We start from the raw sequence: 23,002 nt of genomic DNA on the forward strand, positions 1-23,002 counted from the left end.
TCGCGCCGGGCCTCAACATTTCCGGTATAGTTTCGACGTCACCAGCTTATTCTCGCTGGAATTGAGCGTCGTCGCCAGACAGAACAGGGAATTCGGCTGGCAATGACGCCGGTAAAAGAATTCGACGACGCCGTCGCCCTCCCGCGCGAGGATATATTCCGCGCGCGAGGCAAGAATAGAGTCGAAAATATTGAAATCCTCGATCAGCGCCGCGCATACGATGAGATCGACGCTGTCCGAATTATAGGTATTGGCGTCCGAATTGACGACGCTGATGCGCGCATCGAGGTCGAACAGATCGACGATCGTCCGGCAAAGCTGGCAGGCGGCCTCGTCCCGCTCGATGCAGACGATATTGGCGTCCGGGTGCCGCTTGGCGACGACCAGGGCGCTGAGGGGCAGCGGGCCGCTGCCGAGGAACAGCACCTGGCGCGGACTGCACCCGAGCAGGGCGACCTCGTCGGTGACCAGCTTGTCGTAATCATTATAATAGGGGAAGCTCGCCAGCGTCGCGTTCGGGGCTTTGGAATCGATGATCTTCTGCGACCAGAATTTCTCCATCTCATATTCGGCCCTGGCGCAGATGCGCGGCAGGTCGCGCGCCGCTTCGGCGAGGTCGGGATGGTTGAGCAGGTCGCCGCCGAAGCCGTCCATATGCCATTGCTTGAGCTTGCTGACCAGCGCGCCAAAGCAGTGGTTTACCTCGGAATTGTTTGGGGATAAGTCTTGCTGACGAGCCAGTCTGCAATGGGTGGTTTTCAGGAAATGTATGGCGTCAGCCTCGATCATCCGAATCTCGCTCTATCGCGTCGCGTGAAGTTCGCGCATTTACCGCAAATGTAATAAGGTTGCAGCTGCCAATGGCGGCCCGAACCCCTTTTTCCCCGAAGCGTTGCATTCCATGAAATTCCTCGACCAAGCCAAAGTCTACATCCGCTCCGGTGATGGGGGGAATGGTTGCGTTGCCTTCCGGCGTGAGAAATTTATCGAGTTCGGCGGGCCGAATGGCGGCGATGGCGGCCGCGGCGGCGACGTCTGGGCCGAATGCGTGGCCAATCTGAACACCTTGATCGATTTCCGCTACCAGCAGCACTACAAGGCCAAGCGCGGCGGCCATGGCGAGGGCTCCAACCGTACCGGGCGCGGCGGCGATGACGTCACGCTGAAAGTGCCGCCGGGGACCCAGATCTTCGCCGAAGACAATGAGACCATGATTGCCGACCTGACCGAGCCGGGCCAGCGCGTGCTGCTCGCCGTGGGCGGCAATGGCGGCTTCGGCAATGCGCGTTTCAAGACCTCGACCAATCAGGCGCCGCGACGCGCCAATCCCGGCCTCGAAGGCCAGGAGATGACGATCTGGCTGCGCATGAAGCTGATTGCGGACGCCGGCATCGTCGGCAAGCCCAATGCCGGCAAATCGACCTTCCTGGCTTCGGTCAGCGCGGCGCGTCCCAAGATCGCCGATTACCCGTTCACGACGCTCTATCCCGAGCTCGGGGTGGTGCGCATCGACGATGTCGATTTCGTGCTGGCCGACATCCCCGGCCTCATCGAAGGCGCGCATGAAGGCGTCGGCATCGGCGACCGGTTCCTGGGCCATATCGAGCGCTGCCGGGTGATCCTGCATCTGGTCGATGTGAATGAGGAGGACGTTGCCGAAGCCTATAAAATCGTGCGCCGCGAGATCCGGGCCTATGGCGCCGGATTGGACAAGAAACGCGAGATCGTCGCCCTGTCGAAATGCGATACCGTGCCCCCGGAACGTGCCGCCGCGCAGGCCGAAGCGCTAAAAAAGGCAGCCCGAAAGAAGCCGATCCTGATTTCCGCCGTAACTAAATTTCATGTGGAAATCGCCCTTCGACGTATTGCATCGATTCTCAAGGCACCGGCGGGAGCGGATCAGGATGATACGGAGTCCGAGGCCGGAAACGGTGCCCAATGGTCGCCAATCAGCTAATAATTACAGTACGTTGACAGAAAATTTCTGAAAATCAACGACCTCCGTATTTTCCCATAAGCAGACACTTCACGGCACCGACTGCGGATTACTCATGCAAATTTTGCATGGCAGCCATGCGTTAATACATTCTCAATCCTGCCTCATTTCCCCCGTCTACCGTCGCCCTTCCCGACCAACAAGGAAAGGTTGCGATGTTCAGCAATAAATCGTTCCGCGTGTGTGCCATTGCGTTCGCTGGTGTGTGCGTGTCTCAGACTGCGGCCTATGCCCAATGCGGCACGGCGTCGTGGTACCATGAAGGCGCACGGACGGCGACGGGCGAGCGGTACAATCCGGACGGCATCACCGCCGCGCATCGGACGCTTCCCTTCGGCACCAAGGTTCAGGTCCGCAATCAGCGCACCGGCCGGACGGTCGTCGTCCGCATCAATGACCGCGGCCCGTTCATCGGCGGCCGCATCATCGACCTGTCGCGCGGCGCCAAGAACGTCCTCGGCATGGACGGTCTCGCCTCGGTCTGCATCAGCGTGCTCGGACGCGGCGAAACCTACGCCTCCAACGAAGCCCGGCCGCGCCGCGTCGCGGCGGCTCAGGTCCGCAAGCGCGTTGCCCGGGCCGAGCGCCGCAATGTCCGCGTCGCCCGCGCCGAGCGGCGCAATGTCCGTGTTGCCCGCGCCGAGCGGCGCAACGTCCGCGTTGCTCGCGCCGTCTACCGCACGACGCAGACCAGCGCCCGCTATGACGACGAACTCGGCAATGGCCGGGTCGTCCGCAAGCATCACCGCGTCCGCTCGGCCAAGCGCTCGCAGCGCTTCGACGGCCAGTACCGCCAGGTCCGCTATCAGCAGCGCGCCCAGCGTAACGCGTTCCAGATGGGCTCCTGGCCCGGCACGGACCGCTTCTGAGCCGATTTTTCCAAAAAATGAGCTGAGCTACGACGAGCCCTGCGCGGAAATCCTTCCACGCATCGCCCGGCAGGAGCGCCGTTGCCGAGATTTGACGATGGCGCTCCACATAATTTGAAGATTGGGAGAGGGAGGTGCGCAGGACCCGGCGGCTGTCCGCCTCTGTCCAAGCACAGCCAAATCTCCGCGAGGGCGGGGATCCAGTATTCATCGGAGTGCAATCGGATTTCTGCATGCCGATTGCACGATGGAGCACTGGACCCCCGGCGTTCGCGGAGATTTTTGCTGAGGCGATCTCTCATCCGTCGCCCCGGCCGTAAGAGCCGGGGCCCACTAGCCTTTTGCTTGGCACGGTGCTCGCGGATCGGCGAGTGGATCCCGGCTCGCCGCTTCGCGGTGTCCGGGACGACGAGAAGAAGACGCACTCGCGGAGTAGTCTAAGCTGCGGATCTTTGTCGGCGCGGATGCGCTAAGCCGGCCGGCTCGGCCGGCCGTTAAACCCCGCACCAGCGCTTCGCGATCTCTGTGAAGCCGGCAGTGGCTTCCTCGATGCGGCGGATGTAGCAGAACTCGTCGGTCTGATGGGCCATCTCGGCCTCGCCCGGACCGAGGATGATCGTTGGCGGATTGCCGTAAGCCTTGGTCAGCGCGGCGGCGTCGGTGAAATAGGTGGCGATGCCGGGAGCGTGACGCTCGCCGGTGATCTCGGCCATCACCTCATGCACGCTGGCGATCCACGGATCGCTCGGCTCGGTGAAGACCGGCTCGGAATAACCCTGCCGCGTGAAGGCGACATCCTTGCCGCCGATCTCGGCGAGCTGTGCCAGCACCTCGGTGTCGGTGAGGCCCGGCACCATGCGGATGTCGAGGCCGAATTTGGCCTCGTCGGGAATGGAATTGATGTTCATGCCGCCATGGAACCAGCCGACATTCAGGGTCGGCAAGCCGCCCTTCAGCACGCGGCCGTCCTCCAGCTTCAGCCCTTCCAGCCTGCCGATTACCCGCGCGGCCTTATAGACCGCGTTCACGCCATGCTCCGGCGTGGATCCATGCGCGGTGACACCCGTCGCGCGGCCCTCGATCCAAAGCACGCCCTTATGCCCGTTGAGCGGACGGTTCGAGGTCGGCTCCGCCACCAGCAGTGCGCCGGCCTCGCCGAGCACGCCCGGTTGCTGGACCAGGAAATTGGCCCCCTGGCAGCCGCGCTCCTCGCCGGCGGTGATGACCAGCACGAGACCCGGCGTGCCTTCGAGCCGCGGCGCCAGCTCCACCGCCGCCGCGACGATCGCCGCGACGCCGCCTTTCATATCGGTCGAGCCGCGCCCGAAAATCTTGCCGTCGGCAATGTCGGCGGCGAAGGGCGCGACGCTCCAGGGCGCGGCGCCGAGCGGCACCACGTCGGTATGGCCGGACATGCAGAGCGGCTTCTTGCCCGCGACGCCGCCGATGCGCGCGATCAGATTGGCGCGGCCGTCCTCCATCGGATGATAGGCGATCGAAAAACCGGCGCGCTCCAGAATGCCGCCAATATGCTCCGCGCAGGGCGTCTCGTTGCCGGGCGGATTGATGGTGTTGAAGCGGATCAGCTCGCGCGTCAGTTCGATAGGGTCGATCATCATGCCTCAGGTTCTCAACTCGGCTATGCCGCGATAGAAATCCAGCGCCTCCGGATTGGACAGCGCCTCCTTGTTCTTGATCTCGCGCCCATGCACGAGATCGCGCACGGCGATTTCGGTGATCTTGCCCGATTTGGTGCGCGGAATGTCCGGCACCTGGATGATCTTGGCCGGCACATGACGGGGCGTCGCGCCATTACGGATCTGCAGCTTGATCTTCTGCATCAGCGCGTCGTCCAGTTCGAGCCCGTCGCGCAGCACCACGAACAGCACCACGCGCACGTCATTGTCCCAGTCCTGCCCGATCACGATCGACTCGCGCACCTCTTCCAGCTTCTCCACCTGCCGGTAGATCTCCGCCGTGCCGATGCGCACGCCGCCTGGATTGAGCGTCGCGTCCGAGCGGCCATGGATGATGATGCCGCCATGCGGCGTCCATTCGGCGAAGTCGCCATGGTGCCAGATGTTCTCGAAGCGGGCGAAATAGGCGTCGTGATATTTCTGGTCGCCCGGATCGTTCCAGAAGCCGACCGGCATCGACGGAAACGGCCGGGTGCAGACGAGTTCGCCCTTGCCGCTGGCCATCGGCTTGCCGTCCGGGCTGAACACATCGACCGCGAGGCCGAAAGCCGGCCCCTGGATCTCGCCGCGCCAGACCGGCAGGTTCGGGTTGCCGAGCACCAGGCAGGCGCAAAGATCGGTGCCCCCGGAGACCGAGGCGAGCTGGATGTCCGGCTTGATCGCGTCATAGACATAGTCGAAGCCTTCCGCGACCAGCGGCGAGCCGGTCGAGGTCATCATGCGCACGCTGTTGAGGCGGTGGGTGTCGCGCGGGCGGGCCTCGGCCTTCTTCAGCGCGTCGATATATTTTGCCGACGTGCCGAAGATATTCATACCCTCGGCGTCGGCATAGTCGAAGAGGATTTCCGGGCCGGGATGGAAGGGCGATCCGTCATAGAGCAGGAGCGTCGCGCCGCTGGCGAGGCCGGTCACAGTCCAGTTCCACATCATCCAGCCGAGCGTGGTGAAGTAGAACAGCTTGTCGCCCGGCTTGATGCCGCAATGGAGCTGGTGCTCCTTCAAATGCTGCAAGAGGATGCCGCCCGCCGAATGCACGATGCATTTCGGCACCCCCGTCGTGCCGGAGGAGAAGAGTATATAGAGAGGGTGCTGGAAGGGCAGGCGGCGATATTCGATGGCGCCCGCCGCGTAGGGCGCAAGGGCCGCCTCGAAACTCACCGCATTGCCGACCGTCGCCGCCGCCGCGTCCACCTCGCCGAGCAGTGGCACGATCACGGTCAGCGGCTCGCCGGGCAGCCCGGCGGCGATGTCGCGGACTTTCTCGGCGGTGCGGATCTCCTTGCCGCCATAATGATAGCCGTCGCAGGAGATGAACAGTTTCGGCTCGATCTGGCCGAAACGGTCGAGCGCGCCCTGGACGCCGAAATCGGGCGAGCAGGACGACCAGATCGCGCCGAGCGAGGTCACCGCCAGCATCGCCGCCAAGGCTTCCGGCATGTTCGGCAGCATGGCCGCCACCCGGTCGCCGGTGCCGATGCCATACGCGGTCAGGAATTGCTGGAAACGCGAGACGAGGCCGTTTAGCTCCTCCCAGCTTACCCGGCGCTTGACCTTGTCCTCGCTCCAGAACACCAGCGCGTCGCCGCCATTGGGCCGGGCCAACATATTTTCGGCAAAATTCAAGCGGGCGGCGGGGAAGAACTGCGCGCCGGGCATCTTGTCTGCATGCAAAATGTAAGGTGGCGCGCCCTTATCCCCGATGATGCCACAAAAATCCCACAAGGCGGGCCAAAATACCTCTGGAGCCCGCACGGAGAAGGCGTGCAGGTCGGGCGAATCCGCCATATAGGCACCGTAGTGGCGGGAGAGATAGCGCATGAAGGCGGTAAGCGTGCTTGCCGCGATCCGATCTTCTCCAGGCACCCATAATGGCTTTTCGTCAAACATGTCTTGCCTCTCCCAACGTTCGCTGCCTATGTGCAGCGGACTGGACCGCCCTGGCGGTCCCCTCCCATTGCAGCGATCCCCGGCAGGGGCCGTCGTGCCAAGACCCGCCTGAGCGGGCTAAATCATGATTGAGCGCGTATGAGATTGAAAGTCCCCTTTTTCGGTTACCTTCTGGCGCTCATTGGGCTTTTTCTGCCTTCGGTGATTTTCGTCGCGATCCTGCCTTCGCTGATCAACGCCGAACCGGTCAAGGCGCGGCTCCTGGCTGAGTTGAACGACTGGGCGGGGGCGCGGGTGACGATCGGAGGGCCCGTTTCCATCGAAAGCTTCTTCTCGCTATCCGTCAATCTCCAAGACGTCGAAATCGCCAGTTTCAAAGGGCTTCCGAACATCAAGCTCTTCAAGGCCGAACGGGTCATGGCCCGCATCGCCTGGACCAACCTGCTGACCGGCACGCTCGATTTCGACAAGATCAAGATCTACAACGCCCAGGCCGATGCGGTCGGCTTCGGCACCGATGATTTGCCGGACGCGCTGAGGAGCCTGTTGACCGCGCAATACCGCAACCCGTTCGACGCCTTCAGCCTGACCAATTGCCGAATCACCTTCATCGACGCGCCCGATGCGTCCCGCCGCGACCTGCTGATCGCCGGGATCGGCGTCTATACCCGCAAATCCGACGCCATGATTACGGCGGACGGCGTCTTTGCCTGGAACGGCGAGCGTGTGCATGGCCGCCTCGTCACCAGCGCGGTCGCCCCGGATGCGGGCGATGCGGCGGTGCCGATCCGGCTCGACGTGACCAGCCGCCTGCTGAGCGCCAGTTTCCACGGACAGGCGCAGCTCGGCCCGTCGCGCACCGCCTCGGGCGATGTCAACGGCAACACGCCGGACGCGGCCGAGCTTGCGAAATGGATCGGGGTGAACGGGGCGCCGCAATTGCAGAAGGCGGTCGGCATTGCGGGCAAGCTCGATTTCAGCGGGGCGACGCTCAGCCTGCAAACCGCCGCCCTGTCGCTCGGGGCGGAAAAGGCCAGCGGCGACCTGACCCTGACGCTAGAGGACGCCGCCGGAACCGCGCGCCGTCTCGAGGGCTCGCTGGCCTTCGAAGCGCTCGATCTGCGCCCGATCTGGCAAGCCGGATTTGCCGAACCCTCGCCGGCCTCACCGCCCGAATCCCCGGCTGAGAGCCTTGCCAAATCGATCGACATGGATTTGGGCATCTCCGCCAGGAGCGTGCGCTGGGACGCGCTCGCCTCCGGCTCCGCCGCCTTCACCGTGACCCGCAAGGCGCGGCTGGTTTCGGTCGAGATCGCGGAACTGGGACTGTTCGAGGGATCGATGCTGGGCCATGTCGAGCTCGACCTGAGCCGTCCGCGCGCCATGGCCCGTGCCCGATTGACGGCGGAAAATGTCGAGGCCGCCCAGCTTTTGCAGGCGCTCTCGCAGCGGGACTGGCTGGACGGCCGCGCCGACGCCAATATCGAGGCCCAGGCCGAAGGCGGCAGCCCGGACGAGCTTCTGTCGAGCGCGACCGGAAGCGCCCGGCTCGGTTTTCCCGACGGCGGCCAGATCCGGCTGGACATTCCCCAACTTGCCCGCTCGGCCGGCGCCGACGGTGTCGATGGCTGGACCGGCCTAGATTTCGCCCGCTCCGATTTCGACGAGATGCGGGCTCAGCTCTCGCTGCAATCCGGCCAGATCCGCTGCAGCGAGCTCAGCCTGTCCAACCGCAATTCGGTGGTGCGCGGCAATGGCGAGGTCGATCTGGCGCGCCAATCGCTGGACTGGAAATTCACCGTCAGCCCGAATGCCGGCGATGACGCGGCGGCCGACGCGCCGCGCCAGCAGACCGGCGCCGAAAGCAGCCTCTCGATCAAAGGGCCGTGGCTGCGCCCCGCGATCCGCTCGAGCGAGCGCTCCAGCCGGGCCGGCGGCAACGGCAGCACCACCTGGGGCATGGTGAAAAACCTGCTTGCCGTCCAATAAAGCGGCTGGCGCCGCCACATTCTCAACCCACTGGTGTGTTTTACGCTCAGTAATATTCCTGGTTGAGAAATGCAGGAAATCGGTCGCATTGGCCGGGTTTTTTGCGCTAGAGCTTGAGCCGTTCCGAATGTACGCGACCAGGCAAGGCTCAAGGCTTTCCGGCATGGGAATTTTGCGGCAGTAAATCGATATCCACTCCGCTGGAGAATGCTTTAGGGTGGGCGGCCAAAGCGCGGATAGACCAGGGCAGAAGGACGGTTAAGGTGAGAAGACCACAGGATATTTCAGGGCTGGCGCTGACGATCGCCGCAGCCGCGCTGTTGTGTTTTCCGGTGAGCGCGCAGACCTCGCCGCCGGAGGCTGACGCGGCCGCCGCGCCGCCTTCCGCCGAAGCCGTCGACCCTGCGGTGACCGCCGCTCCCGCCGAAAATGCGACGCCGCTGGACGCAGCGCCCGCCATCATTGCGGAGCCTGCCGCTCCCGAGCCGGATCTGACCGATCCCGAACCGGCGACCGGCGCGGCGAATGCGGAGCCCGCCGAACCCGCCGCCCAGGCTCAGAGCGAGCCGTCCACCGGCACGCCCCTGGTCGAACCTGCGGCACCCGCGCAGGCCGAGAGCGAACCCGAAACCGCGGCGCCAGCCCAGGTCCAGAGCGAACCGGAGCCCGCCGCACCGGCCCAGGTCCAGGTCGAGCCCGAACCAGCCGAACCGCCAACCGGTGCAGCGGCCGTCGCGGCGCCCGCCGCTCCGCCGCCCGCCCCGCTCAATCCCAAGGACGTCACGCTGAAGATCGCCACTTGGAGCGGCGCCTATGGCGAGTCGCAGGAGCGGGCGTATTTCGAGCCCTTCACCGCCCGTTTCGGCTATCAGATCAACGCCGTTACCTATGATGGCAGCTATGACGTGCTGAAAGGGCAGGGCGCCAAGCCCGAATGGAGCCTGGTCGACATCGACGGCGAGACGGCCGCCCGCGCCTGCGCCGAGAAACTGCTCGAACCGCTCGACGCGTCCCTGCTGCAGAGCGCCCCCGACGGCGCGTCCGCCGCCGAGGACTTCCTGCCCGGCGCTATCCAGCCCTGCGCGCTGGCCAGCGTCGCCTGGTCCGCCGTCATCGTGTTCGACAAGACCCTGAAGCGCAAGCCGGCCACGCTGGAGGATTTCTTCAACACCAGCAAGATTCCCGGCAAACGCCTGCTGCCGAAACAGCCGCGCTATTCGCTCGAATTGGCTCTGATGGCCGATGGCGTCCAGCCGGGCGAAGTTTATAAGGTGCTCTCGGCGCCGGAGGGCCAGGACCGCGCTTTCGCCAAGCTCAGCACCATCAAGAACGACATCCTCTGGTGGGACAAGCCGTCCGACGTTTTCGGCCGTATCGTCAAGAAAGAGGCCGCGATGGGGCTGGCCTTCAACGGGCGCGCCTTCATGGCCATTGTCGGCGGCCAGCAGCCGCTGGAAATCCTCTGGGATCACCAGATCTACGCCTTCGACTATTGGGCCATCCCGCGCGGCGCGGCCCATCAGGAGGCGGCGAAGGAATTCCTCCGCTTCGCCACCACGCCCGGACCGCTCGCCGATCAGACCCGGTGGATGCCCTATGGCCCGGCGCGGCGCTCGGCGGTCAAGCTGGTCGGCAAGCACGCCGAGCTCGATCTCGAGATGAAGCCTTATCTGCCCACGCATGAGCCCAATTTGAAGAGCGCGCTGGCCTTCGATGGCGGCTGGTGGGGTGCCAATGAGGCGGCGCTCACGGCACGTTTCGAGGGCTGGCTCGCCGGGCGCCAGACCGCCGCGCCGAAAGAGGCGCCGACATCGCAATGATCCATGCGAAAACGGCGAAGCGCGAAGCCCTTGCCTTGTAGCATTTCCGTCACAAAGGCGTTGGCGCTGCCTTAATCATGGCGAAATAGGGCCCTCGCTAAGGGGTGCCAAGATCGAGGGCCGCGCGATGCGGCCCTTGCCTTTTTCCGCCCCTGACTTTTGTCTGAAAAGCCAAAGGCTAATCGATCGCGGATCGCCGGCGCTTGCATGACGGGCGTTCGGCGCCTCCGGCAAGGTAACTGATCGGTCCTAGCCGAAGCCGCCGCAGCCACCGCCATAATTCAATATAGGGCCGCCCAGAAATCCGATTCGGGCGTCCTGCTTCCAATTGCGCTGGGCGCCCGCTTGGGGCAAATTCCCGCTCAACAAGGGGTTGGCGGAAGTCCGAAGCACAATGGCTTCCCGCCCAGCCAAGAAAATTCGCTTGAACGCAAAGATCCTGCCGGCTGCGCCGGACGGGATCCGCACCGGCTGCGGCGATCCGTGCCGGGCTCGCAAGCGTTGGGCAAAATGCGGGGTTATAAGCACTGCCGTCCCCAAAGGCGGCAGTGTTTTATTTTGCCTGCCGCTGGTCGCAACGCGACTGCCAAACGCATCCGTCCAGGCGCTTGCGCCGCCTCGCAGCGATTGCCGGTCCGCGCCGCGCGGCCGGGATGCGCCGGTTTCTTTACGATGAGTCCCGTAGGATGCCCGCCACGGCCCCTTGTTGTTTTGCGTTAGGGACGAGCAGTCACATGATGCGTTTGCGCTTTCCTCTCGCCATGGCTGTCCTGGCGGGCACCCTCCTCGCCGCCAAAGCCGAAGCAGCCGGTCCCCGCCCCGCGCCGGCCGCCGCCATGCCGGACATCACCCGCGCCGCGCCGCCGGCCGAGCCGCCCCGGCAGATGCGCGCCGGCCCGGTCAGCGGCGAGCTGACGGCCTCCGCCATCGGCACGCCGTCCTCGCCCGGCAGCTCGACCTTCGCGCAGCTAAAACTCTCGAGTGCCGGCACCGGTAAACGCGGGCTGGCGATCGAACTCGTCGCCGAGGCCGAAATCGGCGAAGTGGTTTCGGTGACGGGGCCCGATGTCACCTCGGAGAAGAAGGGCGGCGCGACGCTGGCGCGCATCGCCGGTCTCCGGGAGGGCCGCGACCGCATCGTGCTGGTCGAATTCAAGCTCCGCGCCGCCGCCGGCAATCCGGCCAACCGTTTGAAGCTGACGCTGCGGGCGCCGCGCACCGGCGACAGCACGGCGGAGGACAGCGTCGCCATCGCCTGGCCCGTCGCCGATTGCGCCGGCGCCTATCACGCCGCGCTGACCCGGATCGGCGCCGATGGCGGCAACATGCTGCGCGAGACCTGGCGCGCCGCCGCCCAGCCGGACAAATCCATGCCGCGCAACTGGCTGTTCCGCCCCGCATCGCCGAGGCGCGACACGCGCCGCGTGTCCGAAACCGCCGGCGCGGACGCCAAGCTCCAGCGCGAGGTGTTCATCGAGGCTGGCGAGCTGGTCAGCGCGGGCTATGACAGCGCGCTGCGCCAGAACGGCCGCTACGGCTGGACCATCTCGAAGGTGGCCGAGGATCTGAACAAATATTTTACCCAGGAGCCCAATCCGGCGCTCTGCACCGGCGCCATCGGTTTCGTCGCTTATTATGACGAGCGGCTGGCGCCGCTGCGTCAGCGCGCTGAGCGCCTGACCGCGCTGGCCGGCGCCGCGCGGGCGATGTCGCGCGAAAAGGCCGAGGCGCTGCTCGAGTCCGTGCGCGCCGCGTCCGGCGGCCATCCCGCCTGGGGCGGCGCGACGCTCGCGTCGCTGAAGCCCGTCAGCGACGGGCCGGAGGATGACAAGGCACTGATCCTCGCCCTGATGCGTGTCGGCAATTTCTCCAAGGACCGCATCGCCGAGGTCAGCGCCGCGCCCGATGGCTACGCGGCGTTGCGCATGCTGGACGGCATCGGCCCCAAAACCGGCAACATGCCCGCCGCCACGCGCGAGGCGATGCGGGAGGCGATGTCCTCCATCGAGGCAGCGCTCCGGCTCGGCGCGGCGCAGTCCCGCTACGACCGGCTCTGGCGCGGCCTGAACGGTAGCCTCCAGGCGATCCGCGATGCCCACGCCAAGCATTGCACGTGCGGGAGTTGAGTTTAGATCAGAACGGATATGGCCGACCGATCAGGAGGATCATGCAGGGCACAGGCGATTGGACATTCCCTCCGCTGCCCGCGCCCCGCCTGTCTCAATCCTCGAACGGATCGTTGACCAGAATGGTGTCCTCGCGCTTCGGCGAAGTGGACAGCATCGTCACCGGGGCTTCGATCAATTCTTCCAGGCGCTTGACATATTTGATCGCCTGCGCCGGCAGCGCGGCCCACGACCTTGCGCCCTCGGTCGAGGCTTTCCAGCCCTCCAGCACCTCATAGATCGGCTCGACCCGCGCCTGCGCCCCTTGCGCCGCCGGCAGATAATCGATCTCCCCGCCGTCCAGCCGGTAGCCGACGCAGACTTTCACCTCGTCCAGCCCGTCCAGCACGTCGAGCTTGGTCAGCGCGATGCCGTCGATGCCGCACACTTTCACCGCCTGCCGCACCAGCACGGCGTCGAACCAGCCGCAGCGCCGCGGCCGCCCCGTCACCGTGCCGAATTCATGGCCCCGCTCGCCGAGCTGCCGGCCGACCTCGTTCGACTGCTCGGTCGGAAACGGTCCCTGGCCGACACGCGTCGTATAAGCCTTGGTGATGCCGAGCACATGCGTCACCGAGCGCGGGCCGAGGCCCGAGCCGGTCGCCGCCTGTCCCGCCACGGTGTTGGACGAGGTCACGAACGGATAAGTGCCGTGGTCGATGTCGAGCATGGCGCCCTGCGCGCCCTCGAACAGGATTCGCTTGCCCTCGCGGCGGTGCTGGTCGAGCAACTGCCAGACGCGGTCCATATAGGGCAGCACCTCCGGCGCGATGGCGGCGAGTTGATTGTAAAGCGCATCGCCAGAAACCTCCTCGACGCCGAGGCCGCGCCTGAGCGCATTGTGATGCGTCAGCGCGCGGTGGATCTTGGCGCGCAAGGTCTTCAGATTGACGAGGTCCATCACCCGGATGGCGCGGCGGCCGACCTTGTCCTCATAGGCCGGGCCGATGCCGCGCTTGGTGGTGCCGATGGCGTTGACGCCCGCCGCGCCCTCGCGCAGGCCGTCCAGCTCGCCGTGGAAGGGCAGGATCAGCGTCGCATTCTCGGCGAGGCGCAGATTGTCGCGCGAAATGTTGACGCCCTGGGCCTTGAGGCCGTTGATCTCCTTGGCCAGTGCCCAGGGATCGACCACGACGCCATTGCCGATCACCGACAGCTTGCCCTGGCGCACCACGCCGGACGGCAGCAGCGAGAGCTTATAGGTGATGCCTTCGACCACCAGCGTATGGCCGGCATTGTGCCCGCCCTGGAAGCGCACGACAATGTCGGCCCGTTCGGAGAGCCAATCGACGATCTTTCCCTTGCCCTCATCGCCCCATTGCGAGCCGACAACCGCCACGTTCGCCATAAAATTTCCTCAAGCTCAGAGCACCGCGCGAATATTGCGGCAGACGGAGAGAATTTATCTATAACGCGTGGCACGCCGTTCCGCGAGCGGTCATGGGCGCGGCGGAATGACCGAAAAATCGGCAGGCTCGCCGGCAAAACTTTACGTGCCGGGCTGGCTCGCGTAATGCAACGCCATGCAAGAGAGCGTTCGCCCGGAAAATAAGCAATCCCTCATCGCGCGCGGTTTCGACAACGCCTATGTGCTGCTGGTGCTGACCATGCTGTTCTGGGCGGGAAATTCCGTCGTTGCGCGAGGCACTTACGACGTCGTGCCGCCCTTGGCGCTGGCCTGGCTGCGCTGGACGCTGGCGACGCTCATCATCCTGCCCTTCGCCTGGGGGCAGCTGAGGCGCGACCTGCCGATGATCCGCAAGCATTGGCGGATGCTGGCCCTGCTCGGCACGCTCGGCACCGGCACCTTCAACAGTCTCTATTATATCGGCCTCAGCAAGACCACGGCGATCAACGGCCTCATCATCAATTCGGCCATCCCGATCCTGATCCCGATTGCCATTTTCGTCATCTACCGGGAAAGGCTGCGCCCGATCCAGGCGGCGGGCATCGCGCTCTCCTTCCTCGGCGTGCTGACCGTGCTGGCCAAGGGCGACCCGCATCTGCTCTTGTCGTTCCAGTTGAACGAGGGCGATCTCTGGGTGCTGGTCGCGATGATCGTCTGGGCCGTCTATACCAGCATCCTGCGCGAGCAGCCGCCCATCCACTGGCTGAGCTTTGCCACCATCACCTTTGCCGTCGCTTCCGTCATCACGCTGCCGCTGTTCATCGGCGAGAACATCGCCGGCAAACATGTGCAGCCCACGCTGCACGCCATCCTGGCCATCGCCTATGTCTCGACCATGCCAAGCGTCCTGGCGCAAATCTTCTATATTCGCGGCGTCGAGCTGATCGGCGGCAACCGCGCCGGCGTCTTCGTCCACCTGGTGCCGCTATTCGGCGCGCTCCTGGCGATCGTCTTTCTCGGCGAGGATCTGCATCTCTATCATCTCGCCGGTTTCGGGCTGATCCTGGCGGGGGTCTGGATTTCCTCGCGCCCCGCCCGCACGCCCGCGCTCAATATTCGCTGACGATGACCTCGCGCCTCGCCGGCCATTTGATCTCGTAGGAGAGGGCGATTTCCTTTTCGCCTTGCGCGGCGAGTTCGAAATTCCAGGCAAGGACGCCGAGCTTGTCGTCGAAATTGCGCTCGCTCGGCTCCGTCGTCATCGGCAAGAGCTCGACCGCGATCTGCTCGTCCTCCGAAACCGGCATCTGGTCGATGACCGTCACCGGCATCGCCCAATCATGCAGGTTCTTGACGCTGATGCGGAAATGCTGCTCGTCGGTGGCCGAGCTGGAGATGATGCCGGATTCGCCCTTGGCGCGGGCTAGTTCCACGCGCCCGACCGTCACCGCATCGTCCGGGCCGAAGCCGAGTTCCTTTTCCTCGCCGCGCATCGTCAGCGGCAGGTGGCCCTGGCCGATATAGACGCCGTCCCGGTAGAGCGAGACGGCGCCGGGCAGCAGCGGCGCGACGCCGTCATGGGTGAATTTGGCGTGCAGATAGGCTTTGGCGTCGAGCTTGGGCACCGCCAGCACATAGAGCAACGGCTTCAGCTCGTCGGCGGAAATCAGCAGCTTCTTCTCGCCGACGCCGGACTTGACCGTGACGCGCTGCTGCAGGTTGAAGGCGGCCTGATAGGGCGCCTCCTCGATGTCCGCGTCGCGGTCGCTGACAGTCGCCTCCCCGGACGGGCGCGGCTTGGCTTGCTGGGCCGGCATGTCCATCCGGCCGGCGCCGTCCAGCGATTTGCCGATCGAGCGCAACTCGGGCTTGAACTCGACCTTCATGGCGGCAAGATCGGGCGCGGCGGTCGCGCCGTCGGGCCGGACGGTGGACAGCGTCAGCATGGCGTCGTCCCAGTCCTCGCCCGTCGATTGCGAGATGCTGGCCCGCCGCGCCAAGGCGAGCGTCCCCGCCCCGTCCTTGCCGCCGGTGGTCAGCCGCGCATCGTAGATCGGCGTCCATTCCGCCGCTTTCACCTGGTAGCGCACCCGCAGCGAGCCCTTCACGGCGGCGCGGGCGTCGGCGAAGATCCGCAATTCGGTCCTCTCCTGCTCCTCGGCGGGCTCGCGCTGCAACTGCTCCTTGAGCAGCGCGATGCGCTCATCGAGGCCGCGCTGCGCCACCTGCGCTTCATGAACGGCGTTGGCCGAGCCGGCGATCCGCGCGCCGATCAGGTCGAACATCGCATTCCAGTCGGGGCCGGCGGCGGCGGGCGCGTCGCCAGTCTTCGCGGTTGCGGCGAGCGGGGCGCGGCTGAGATTTTCGGCGAGCGCCTTTTGCCCTTCGGCGGCGGCGATGGTGCCGTCGAGGGCGGCGCGCTCATCGGTCAGGCGCTGAATCTCGGTTTCGATGCGCTTGCGCTCGCTCGGCGCGAGGCCGGTGTCGCCGCCCTGCTTGCGAACCAGGATGCGGCGCGCGTCGAGCGAGGTGATTTCCATGGCGGTGGTCGCCTCGCCGTCGACGCGGATCGAGTTGGGATCGAGCGCGGCGGGGAGGTCGGTGAGAACCAGCACATGCGAGCCGGCTTCGGCGGCGACATCGAGCCGGCGCGCGATCTCGGCGCCGCTCGGGAACACCGTCACCGCGTCGACGCGCGAGGCGGCGCGCATCTCGGCCGCCGCGCCCGGCAAGGGAGAAGCGACCAAGACCGCAGCCGCCAGATAGGTCAAATGCCGCATCATATCGAACCTCCGCGTAACCGTTTGCCGATTGCCCTCCGCGCCGCGCGCATCAATTTTTCCAAAATCCCGGAAAGGCAATGATCTGCAGCTTGCCTTCGATCTATAATCCCTCAAAGGGCTTTTAGAACGGCGGCAGAGCAACATGCTTAATGCCGGCATTCAGCCCGCTGGAAAATCGCGCATGGTCCGGCCGCAAATCCGCATCCTCGTCACCGGCTTCGGGCCGTTCCCGGGCGTGCCCTTCAACGCCTCCGCCGCGCTGATCGGCCATCTCGCCGAGACCGACCGGCTGCGCGGCGCCGGCGTCAGCCTGCACACCGCCGTTCTGCCGACGGACTGGCGCCGCGCCTCGGCCGAAGCGGGGGCGCTGATCCGCTCGATCCGCCCGGACGCGATCGTGCATTTCGGCGTTGCCCGCCGCGCCAAAGGCTTCCAGGTCGAAACGCGGGCGTTCAATGCGACGCGTCCGGTGCTCGATCATGACGGCCGCATGCCGGGGGGACGGTCGGTGCGGCCGGGAGCGCCGCCCATGCTGGCCGTGACGGTGCCGTCCGAGCGGCTGGTGCGCAGCTTGCGGCTGGCCCGTTTGCCCGCCGTGCTGTCGCGCGACGCCGGGCGCTATCTGTGCAATGCCATCCTGTACCAGAGCCTGCTGCAAGCGCGCGCCGCCGCCGATCCCCCGCTGGCGGGATTTGTGCATATTCCGGCGCTGCCGCCGATTTCGGCCGGGCCGGGCGGGGAGAATGCGCCTTGCGGCTGGACGGAATTGAAGGCCGGCGCCGAGACCATCATCCGCGCGCTGATTCCCTACGCCCGCGCGGCGCGCCGGGGTGGCGCCACGGCGCGCGGCGTGGACCGGGCCTGCCGGCGAGCGCTGCGGCGCTGACCCTCGTTCAGCTTCCCGCCGCGGCCTTGCCCCGGATCATGCCGCGGCTGGGGTCGTAGCCGCGCAGTGCGCCGGCCATGAAGATGGCGAAGGCCAGCACGGTCCAGCCGAGCGCCCACCAGTTCACCTGGCCGTAAAGCGCGAAGCGGATCAGCTCGACGGCGTGGGTGAACGGGTTGACCGCGCAGATGTCGTGCAGGATCGGCGAGCTCTCGGCCATCTTCCAGAGCGGGTAGAGCGCGGTCGAGAGGAAGAACATCGGGAAGATGACGAAATTCATCACGCCCGCGAAATTCTCCAGCCGGTCGATGGTCGAGGACAGCATCAGCCCCAGCGCGCCGAGCATCAGCCCGGAGACGATCAGCGCGGGCAGCACGAGAAAATATCCGCTCCAGGGCAGCACGATGCCGGTCGCCGCCGCGGCCGCCAGGAATGTGTAGACCTGCAGGATCGAGATCATGGTGCCCGCGACGAGCTTGGAGAACAGCAGCCACCAGCGGGGCAGGGGGCTGGTCAGCAAAAGCCGCATCGAGCCCATCTCGCGGTCATAGACCAGCGACAGCGAGCTTTGCATGCCGTTGAAGAGCTGGATCATGCCGCACAGCCCCGGCACGATATAGACTTCATAGGTGATGTAGGTCTCGTAGGGCGGGATGATCGACAGGCCGAGCGCGGCGCGGAAGCCGGCGGCGAAGACGACCAGCCACATCAGCGGGCGGACGAGCGCGGCGATGAAGCGTTCGCGCTGGGTGATGAAGCGCAGCGCCTCGCGCCAGACGATGGCGAGGAGGCAGGTCAGCCACGCTCTCATGCGGCCTCCCGGGTCAGGCTGGCGAAGGCGCTGGCCAGATCCGGCAAGCCGCCGCGCACCTCGCCCATGGTGCCGTCGGCGACGATGCGGCCGCGATGCAGCACCACCAGCGCGTCGTCGGCCTCGACCTCATCGACCAGATGCGTGGCCCAGAGCGCGGTGATGCCTTCGTCGCGGCAGAGCGCGTGGACATGGGCGGTGATCGACATTCTCGCCGCCACGTCCAGGCCGACGGTCGGCTCGTCGAGCAGCAGGAGCGCCGGGCCGTGGATCAGCGCACGGGCTATCTCCATGCGGCGGCGATGGCCGCCATTCAGGTCGCGCGCCTTCTCGCCGGAGCGCTCCCTCATGCCGAGCCGGTCGAGCGCGGCTTCGATGCGGCTCCTGGCGGCGCGGCCGGAGATGCCATGCAGCGCGGCGTAATAGGCAAGGTTTCGCCACACGGTCAGGTCGAGATCGAGGGTCGGCTGCTGGAACACCACGCCGATGCGGGCGAGCGCCGCGCGGGGATTGGCGGCCAGATCGATGCCGGCGATCTCGATGCGGCCATCGCCCGGCAGGAACAGCCGCGTCAGCAGGGCGAACAAGGTGGATTTGCCCGCGCCGTTCGGGCCGAGCAGGGCGCAGAAGCGGCCCGGCGCGACGCTGAAAGAGACATCGTCCAGCGCGCGCTTTGCTCCATAGCCGAATGACAGATGCGATACGGCCAAGCCGTTCATGGAGCCCTCGGGGCCAAGCTGAGCTGCCCGATGCAGCGCTCTCCTGCTGAATGCATCGGGCGGGGGCTCCGCGTCAATAGGCGCTTCGCCCCTTATTTCGGCTGGCTTTTCGTTCCTGGTTGCGGCGCCGGCACCGGACAGTCGCCCGGCGGCGTCATCGTCGGCACCTTTTCGCTGAGCCCGGCGGTCGGGGGATGCTGCTTCTGCCGGTCGCCCGCCTCGGTGGCCGGCGGGCAATCCGGCTTCATCGGCTGGACCTGGCTTCCGACGGCTTCGGTTGCCTCGGTTCCGGGCTGGAGCGGCGGCGGCTGCTGCGCCTTGAGCGAGGCCGGCAAAGCTGCGATGGCGAGTGCCAGCAGCGGCAGCCGGCAATATCCGGCAAAATACCCATGCATCCGATCAACTCCTTTGGCGCCCGCTCATCCAAGGAATGAGGCGGTACGCGGAAATAATTGCCGCAAGTGACGCTCTCCCCGCGACAGTCGCCAAGAGATAACCATCGGTCCGGCAGCTATATCCGTGCCGCTGTTTCACGGCGCTAGTGAATTCTGGAAACTAATCCGGGCAAGACGCGCGTGTTAGCATCTTCAGACAAAAGGGCGGCGAGGAAATTGTCTTTCCTCGATCGGATCAACAAGCAAGGGAGGATGGCAATGGCCGTATCAATTCATCCAGCGGTGGACAATGGCGTCAAGGCGGGCACGCCCGGTTTCGAGGGCGGCCGGCTCTATTGCAATTGCGCCAGCGACCGCGTCGAGGTCGCCATCGCCGGCAACACCGCGCACAACCATGTCTGCGGCTGCAGCAAATGCTGGAAGCCGGCCGGCGCGCGCTTTGCCCAGATCGCGGTCACGCCGCGCAGCGGCGTCTCGGTGATCGCCAACGGGCAGAAGCTCGCCATCGTCGACACCTCAGCCGCCATCCAGCGCTATGCCTGCCAGGGCTGCGGCGCGCATATGTATGGCCGCATCGAGAACACCGGCCATCCCTTCTACGGCCTCGACTTCGTGCATACCGAGCTGTCGCCGCAGCAAGGCTGGTCGGCACCGGAATTCGCCGCCTTCGTGTCCTCGGTGATCGAGACCGGCACGCCGCCGAGCCTGATGGGCGAGATCCGCGCGCGGCTGAACGAGCTCGGCCTGCCGCCCTATGATGCGCTGTCTCCGGCGCTGATGGACGCGATTTCGACCCATGTCGCCAAGCAGAAGGGCACGCTGGCGTCGTAAAGTTTCAGGATCGGGGCAGCCGGTGAGGTTTTCGTGGCAACGATGACCCCACCGACGCCTCGGCCGCGTCATTGCGACGGTCGCGGCCGAGGCTATTCTATTTCGCGCGGCTCAATTCGGCGTGCGTGACCAGCGCACGGTCAGATCTCTCCTCAGCAAAAATCCGAAAATCTTTCGTCCGTCGCCCCGGCCGTCAGAGCCGGGGCCTACTTGCGTCGCGTCTCGCCGCAGTGCCGGCTGATCGGGGATTGGGTCCCGGCTCGCCCTGACGGGCGTCCGGGACGCCAAGAGGGAGATGCCCTAGAGGGAAACCCTTCGGCGAGGTGCGGCCACGCCTTTGCTCTAAAGCAGCTTCCCTGGATTGAGAATGCCGAGCGGGTCGAAGGCCGATTTGATGCGGCGCATCAGCTCGATCTCGAGCGGCGCCTTCACCTCCGGCAGCAGGTCGCGCTTCATGCGGCCGATGCCGTGCTCGGCGCTGATCGAGCCGCCGAGTTCCAGCACCACCTCGTTGATGGCGTGCGTGACCTCATCCCAGCGGGCGAGGAAGGCGGCTTTGTCCGCGCCCTCGGGCTGGCTGACATTGTAGTGGATGTTGCCGTCGCCATAATGGCCGAACGGCACCGGACGGCAGCCCGGCACCAGCTTGGTGACGATTTCGGTGGCGCGGGCCAAAAATTCCGGCAGCGCGGCGACGGGCACGGAGACGTCGCTCTTGATGCTGCCGCCCTCATAAAGCTGCACCTCCGAGAGCATTTCGCGCAGACGCCAGAAATCGCCGGCCTGGGTCAGCGACGCGGCCACCACCGCGTCGGAGACATAGCCGGCCTCGACGCCCTGCATCAGCAGCGACTCGGCCCGCGCCTGTGCCTCGTCCGGGCGCTGGCTGGCCAGCTCGATCAGTGCGTACCAGGGATGCTCGGCGGTCATCGGGTCGCGGGTGCCCTCGACATGGCGCAGTACGAAGTCGATGCCGATGCGCGGCATCAGCTCGAAGGCGGTCAGCTCGCCCGCGCCGAGATCGTTGGCGAGTTCGAAGAAGCGGGCCGCCGCGTCGAGGTCGGGCAGGGCGGCATAGGCGGTCGCCTTGCTCTTGGGCTGCGGCAGCATCCGCAGCACCGCCGCCGTGATGATGCCGAGCGTGCCTTCCGAGCCGATGAACAGATCGCGCAGATCATAGCCGGTATTGTCCTTGCGCAGCGCGCGCAGGCCGTCCCAGACCCGTCCGTCCGGCAGCACGACTTCCAGGCCCAGCACCAGATTGCGCGCATTGCCATAGGCGAGCACCTGCAAGCCGCCCGCATTGGTCGCCAGATTGCCGCCGATCTGGCAGGAGCCTTCCGAGCCGATGCTGAGCGGGAACAGCCGCCCGGCCTCCTCGGCCGCCTTCTGCACGCCCGCCAGCGTCACGCCGGCCTCGGCGATGAGGACATTGCCGCGCGGATCGACGGAGCGGATGCGGTTCATGCGCTGCAAACTCAGCACGACTTCGGTGTCGAAGGGGATCTGGCCGCCGACGAGGCCGGTATTGCCGCCCTGCGGCACGATGGCGGTTCCGGTCTCACTCGCCAGCGCCATGATGCGCGAGACTTCCTCGGTGCTGCCGGGGCGCAGGATGAGCGGGGTCTTGCCCTGGTAGAGCCGCCGCCACTCCGTCAGATAGGGCGCCTGGTCGTTGCCGTCCGTCAGCGCGTATTTCTCGCCGACGATGGCGGTGAAAGCGCGGATGGTGTCGGCCGAAGGCGCGGCGGGGAGGGCGAATTTGGCGGTCATGCTGTCAAGTCCTTGGGGCGGCGGCGCGGCGCAGCCGGTCGTTGATCGCTTCGCCGAGCCCGGCTTCGGGGATCGGCGCGACGGCGATGGTTGCGGTTTCCGCCGCGTCGAGCAAGCGGAGATGAGCAAAGAGATTGGCGGCGGCTTCGCGGAGGTCGCCTGAGGCGCTGAGATTGAGCGAGGCGGCAGCGGTCGCCGCGTGCGGGCCGAAGCCGAGGAAGGCTTCGCCCGGCTTGGGCCGTTCGGCGTTGAGACGGAGTTGCGCGCGGGGCGCATAATGCGAGGCGAGCATCCCCGGCGCTTGCGGCTTTGCGCTCGCCTTATGCGCGGCGAGCGGGCGGCCCAGCACCGCCTCGATCGCCTCGCGCGGGACGGCGCCGGCGCGCAGCAGGACCGGCTCGCCATCGGCAAATCCGACGATGGTCGATTCCAGACCCTCCGCGCACGGCCCGCCGTCGAGGATCATATCGACGCGGTCGCCGAGATCGGCGGCGACATGCACCGCCGTCGTCGGGCTGACCTGTCCGGAGAGGTTGGCGCTCGGCCCTGCAAGCGGCACGCCCGCCGCCCGGATCAGCGCCCGCGCGCCGTCATGCGCAGGCACCCGCAAGGCCACGGTCGGCAATCCAGCGCTGACCAGATCGCTTAAGCCCGCCTCCGCCCGCCTCGGCAGCACCAAGCTCAGCGGGCCGGGCCAGAAGGCGGCCGCCAGATCCCGAGCGTCCGGCGAGAACGCTGCCAGCGCCTCCGCCCCGGCCATATCGGCGACATGCACGATCAGCGGATTGAATCGCGGCCGCCCCTTCGCCTCGAAAATCCGCGCCACCGCCTCGCCGTCCAGCGCATTCGCGCCGAGGCCGTACACAGTCTCCGTCGGAAACGCGACGAGGCGGCCGGCGCGGATCAGCCGCGCAGCTTCACGCATATTTTCCGGGGAAATCTCTGTAATCACGGGCATTTTCGGGCGGCGGCGCTGGCCGGTTGAAGGCATCCGTGGAAATCGGAACCTATCCTTGCGGTTAAGACCATTCCC

18 protein-coding genes are annotated in these 23,002 nt (G+C 66.1%); 8 read left to right on the forward strand and 10 right to left on the reverse strand.

Annotated features, from left to right (window positions below):
• Positions 1-12: 12 nt before the first annotated feature.
• Positions 13-789 carry a nicotianamine synthase family protein gene (locus BLEFHOIH_RS10010; protein ID WP_088344938.1) on the reverse strand — a complete coding sequence of 259 codons (777 nt, stop codon included), beginning with the start codon at positions 787-789 and terminating at the stop codon, positions 13-15.
• 112 nt (positions 790-901) lie between these two features.
• Between BLEFHOIH_RS10010 and obgE the strand changes: the two genes are divergently transcribed.
• A complete protein-coding gene (obgE, locus tag BLEFHOIH_RS10015) occupies positions 902-1,957 on the forward strand; it encodes a GTPase ObgE (RefSeq protein WP_088344940.1) in 1,056 nt (351 codons plus the stop codon).
• Positions 1,958-2,151: 194 nt separating this feature from the next.
• Positions 2,152-2,865, forward strand: coding sequence for a septal ring lytic transglycosylase RlpA family protein (locus BLEFHOIH_RS10020; RefSeq protein WP_088344942.1), 714 nt, complete (start codon positions 2,152-2,154; stop codon positions 2,863-2,865).
• 494 nt (positions 2,866-3,359) lie between these two features.
• On the opposite strand, the gene BLEFHOIH_RS10025 is transcribed toward BLEFHOIH_RS10020, so the two are convergent.
• Both BLEFHOIH_RS10025 and BLEFHOIH_RS10030 read right to left on the reverse strand, forming a co-directional pair.
• A complete protein-coding gene (locus tag BLEFHOIH_RS10025) occupies positions 3,360-4,484 on the reverse strand; it encodes a M20 family metallopeptidase (RefSeq protein ID WP_245296954.1) in 1,125 nt (374 codons plus the stop codon).
• 3 nt (positions 4,485-4,487) lie between these two features.
• Positions 4,488-6,449 carry an acetoacetate--CoA ligase gene (locus BLEFHOIH_RS10030; protein WP_088344944.1) on the reverse strand — a complete coding sequence of 654 codons (1,962 nt, stop codon included), beginning with the start codon at positions 6,447-6,449 and terminating at the stop codon, positions 4,488-4,490.
• Positions 6,450-6,587: 138 nt separating this feature from the next.
• Between BLEFHOIH_RS10030 and BLEFHOIH_RS10035 the strand changes: the two genes are divergently transcribed.
• From BLEFHOIH_RS10035 to BLEFHOIH_RS10045, 3 genes are all read left to right on the forward strand, one after another.
• Positions 6,588-8,438 carry an AsmA family protein gene (locus tag BLEFHOIH_RS10035; RefSeq protein WP_088344946.1) on the forward strand — a complete coding sequence of 617 codons (1,851 nt, stop codon included), beginning with the start codon at positions 6,588-6,590 and terminating at the stop codon, positions 8,436-8,438.
• A gap of 263 nt (positions 8,439-8,701) precedes the next feature.
• Positions 8,702-10,258, forward strand: a complete 1,557-nt coding sequence (locus BLEFHOIH_RS10040; protein WP_125461651.1) for an extracellular solute-binding protein — start codon at positions 8,702-8,704, stop codon at positions 10,256-10,258.
• Positions 10,259-10,992: 734 nt separating this feature from the next.
• Complete coding sequence (locus BLEFHOIH_RS10045; RefSeq protein WP_088344950.1) at positions 10,993-12,384, forward strand: hypothetical protein; 1,392 nt, start codon at positions 10,993-10,995, stop codon at positions 12,382-12,384.
• A 94-nt stretch (positions 12,385-12,478) separates the two neighbouring features.
• Here the strand turns inward: BLEFHOIH_RS10045 and BLEFHOIH_RS10050 are convergent, their stop codons facing one another.
• Positions 12,479-13,771 (reverse strand): adenylosuccinate synthase, encoded by a 1,293-nt coding sequence (locus BLEFHOIH_RS10050; RefSeq protein ID WP_088344952.1) that lies wholly within the window; start codon positions 13,769-13,771, stop codon positions 12,479-12,481.
• Positions 13,772-13,946: 175 nt separating this feature from the next.
• Here BLEFHOIH_RS10050 and BLEFHOIH_RS10055 point away from each other — a divergent pair, with 175 nt between their 5' ends.
• Positions 13,947-14,894 carry a DMT family transporter gene (locus tag BLEFHOIH_RS10055; protein WP_088344954.1) on the forward strand — a complete coding sequence of 316 codons (948 nt, stop codon included), beginning with the start codon at positions 13,947-13,949 and terminating at the stop codon, positions 14,892-14,894.
• On the opposite strand, the gene BLEFHOIH_RS10060 is transcribed toward BLEFHOIH_RS10055, so the two are convergent.
• Entirely contained in the window at positions 14,881-16,554 is a 1,674-nt protein-coding gene (locus tag BLEFHOIH_RS10060; protein ID WP_170937095.1) for a mucoidy inhibitor MuiA family protein, read from the reverse strand. The genes BLEFHOIH_RS10055 and BLEFHOIH_RS10060 overlap by 14 nt on opposite strands.
• Before the next feature lie 181 nt (positions 16,555-16,735).
• Here BLEFHOIH_RS10060 and BLEFHOIH_RS10065 point away from each other — a divergent pair, with 181 nt between their 5' ends.
• Positions 16,736-17,440 carry a pyroglutamyl-peptidase I gene (locus BLEFHOIH_RS10065; protein ID WP_170937096.1) on the forward strand — a complete coding sequence of 235 codons (705 nt, stop codon included), beginning with the start codon at positions 16,736-16,738 and terminating at the stop codon, positions 17,438-17,440.
• A gap of 7 nt (positions 17,441-17,447) precedes the next feature.
• On the opposite strand, the gene BLEFHOIH_RS10070 is transcribed toward BLEFHOIH_RS10065, so the two are convergent.
• The 3 genes from BLEFHOIH_RS10070 to BLEFHOIH_RS10080 all read right to left on the reverse strand — a co-directional run bounded on the left by BLEFHOIH_RS10070 (position 17,448) and on the right by BLEFHOIH_RS10080 (position 19,365).
• Positions 17,448-18,251, reverse strand: coding sequence for an ABC transporter permease (locus BLEFHOIH_RS10070; RefSeq protein WP_088344960.1), 804 nt, complete (start codon positions 18,249-18,251; stop codon positions 17,448-17,450).
• The gene (locus BLEFHOIH_RS10075) at positions 18,248-18,970 is read right to left on the reverse strand and encodes an ABC transporter ATP-binding protein (protein ID WP_088344962.1); all 723 of its coding nucleotides are present in this window, start codon (positions 18,968-18,970) and stop codon (positions 18,248-18,250) included. Before BLEFHOIH_RS10075 ends, BLEFHOIH_RS10070 begins: the two co-directional genes overlap by 4 nt.
• Positions 18,971-19,062: 92 nt before the next feature.
• Entirely contained in the window at positions 19,063-19,365 is a 303-nt protein-coding gene (locus tag BLEFHOIH_RS10080; RefSeq protein ID WP_088344964.1) for a hypothetical protein, read from the reverse strand.
• Positions 19,366-19,623: 258 nt separating this feature from the next.
• Between BLEFHOIH_RS10080 and gfa the strand changes: the two genes are divergently transcribed.
• Positions 19,624-20,196 (forward strand): S-(hydroxymethyl)glutathione synthase, encoded by a 573-nt coding sequence (gene gfa, locus BLEFHOIH_RS10085; protein WP_088344966.1) that lies wholly within the window; start codon positions 19,624-19,626, stop codon positions 20,194-20,196.
• Positions 20,197-20,538: 342 nt separating this feature from the next.
• Here the strand turns inward: gfa and BLEFHOIH_RS10090 are convergent, their stop codons facing one another.
• Together BLEFHOIH_RS10090 and BLEFHOIH_RS10095 are read right to left on the reverse strand one after the other, a co-directional pair.
• Complete coding sequence (locus BLEFHOIH_RS10090; protein ID WP_088344968.1) at positions 20,539-21,969, reverse strand: FAD-binding oxidoreductase; 1,431 nt, start codon at positions 21,967-21,969, stop codon at positions 20,539-20,541.
• A 4-nt stretch (positions 21,970-21,973) separates the two neighbouring features.
• Complete coding sequence (locus tag BLEFHOIH_RS10095; RefSeq protein ID WP_088345174.1) at positions 21,974-22,927, reverse strand: L-threonylcarbamoyladenylate synthase; 954 nt, start codon at positions 22,925-22,927, stop codon at positions 21,974-21,976.
• Positions 22,928-23,002: the final 75 nt, after the last annotated feature.

The sequence above is a fragment of the Rhodomicrobium sp. R_RK_3 genome (genome assembly GCF_002198715.1).
Taxonomy (GTDB): Bacteria; Pseudomonadota; Alphaproteobacteria; order Rhizobiales; family Rhodomicrobiaceae; genus R-RK-3.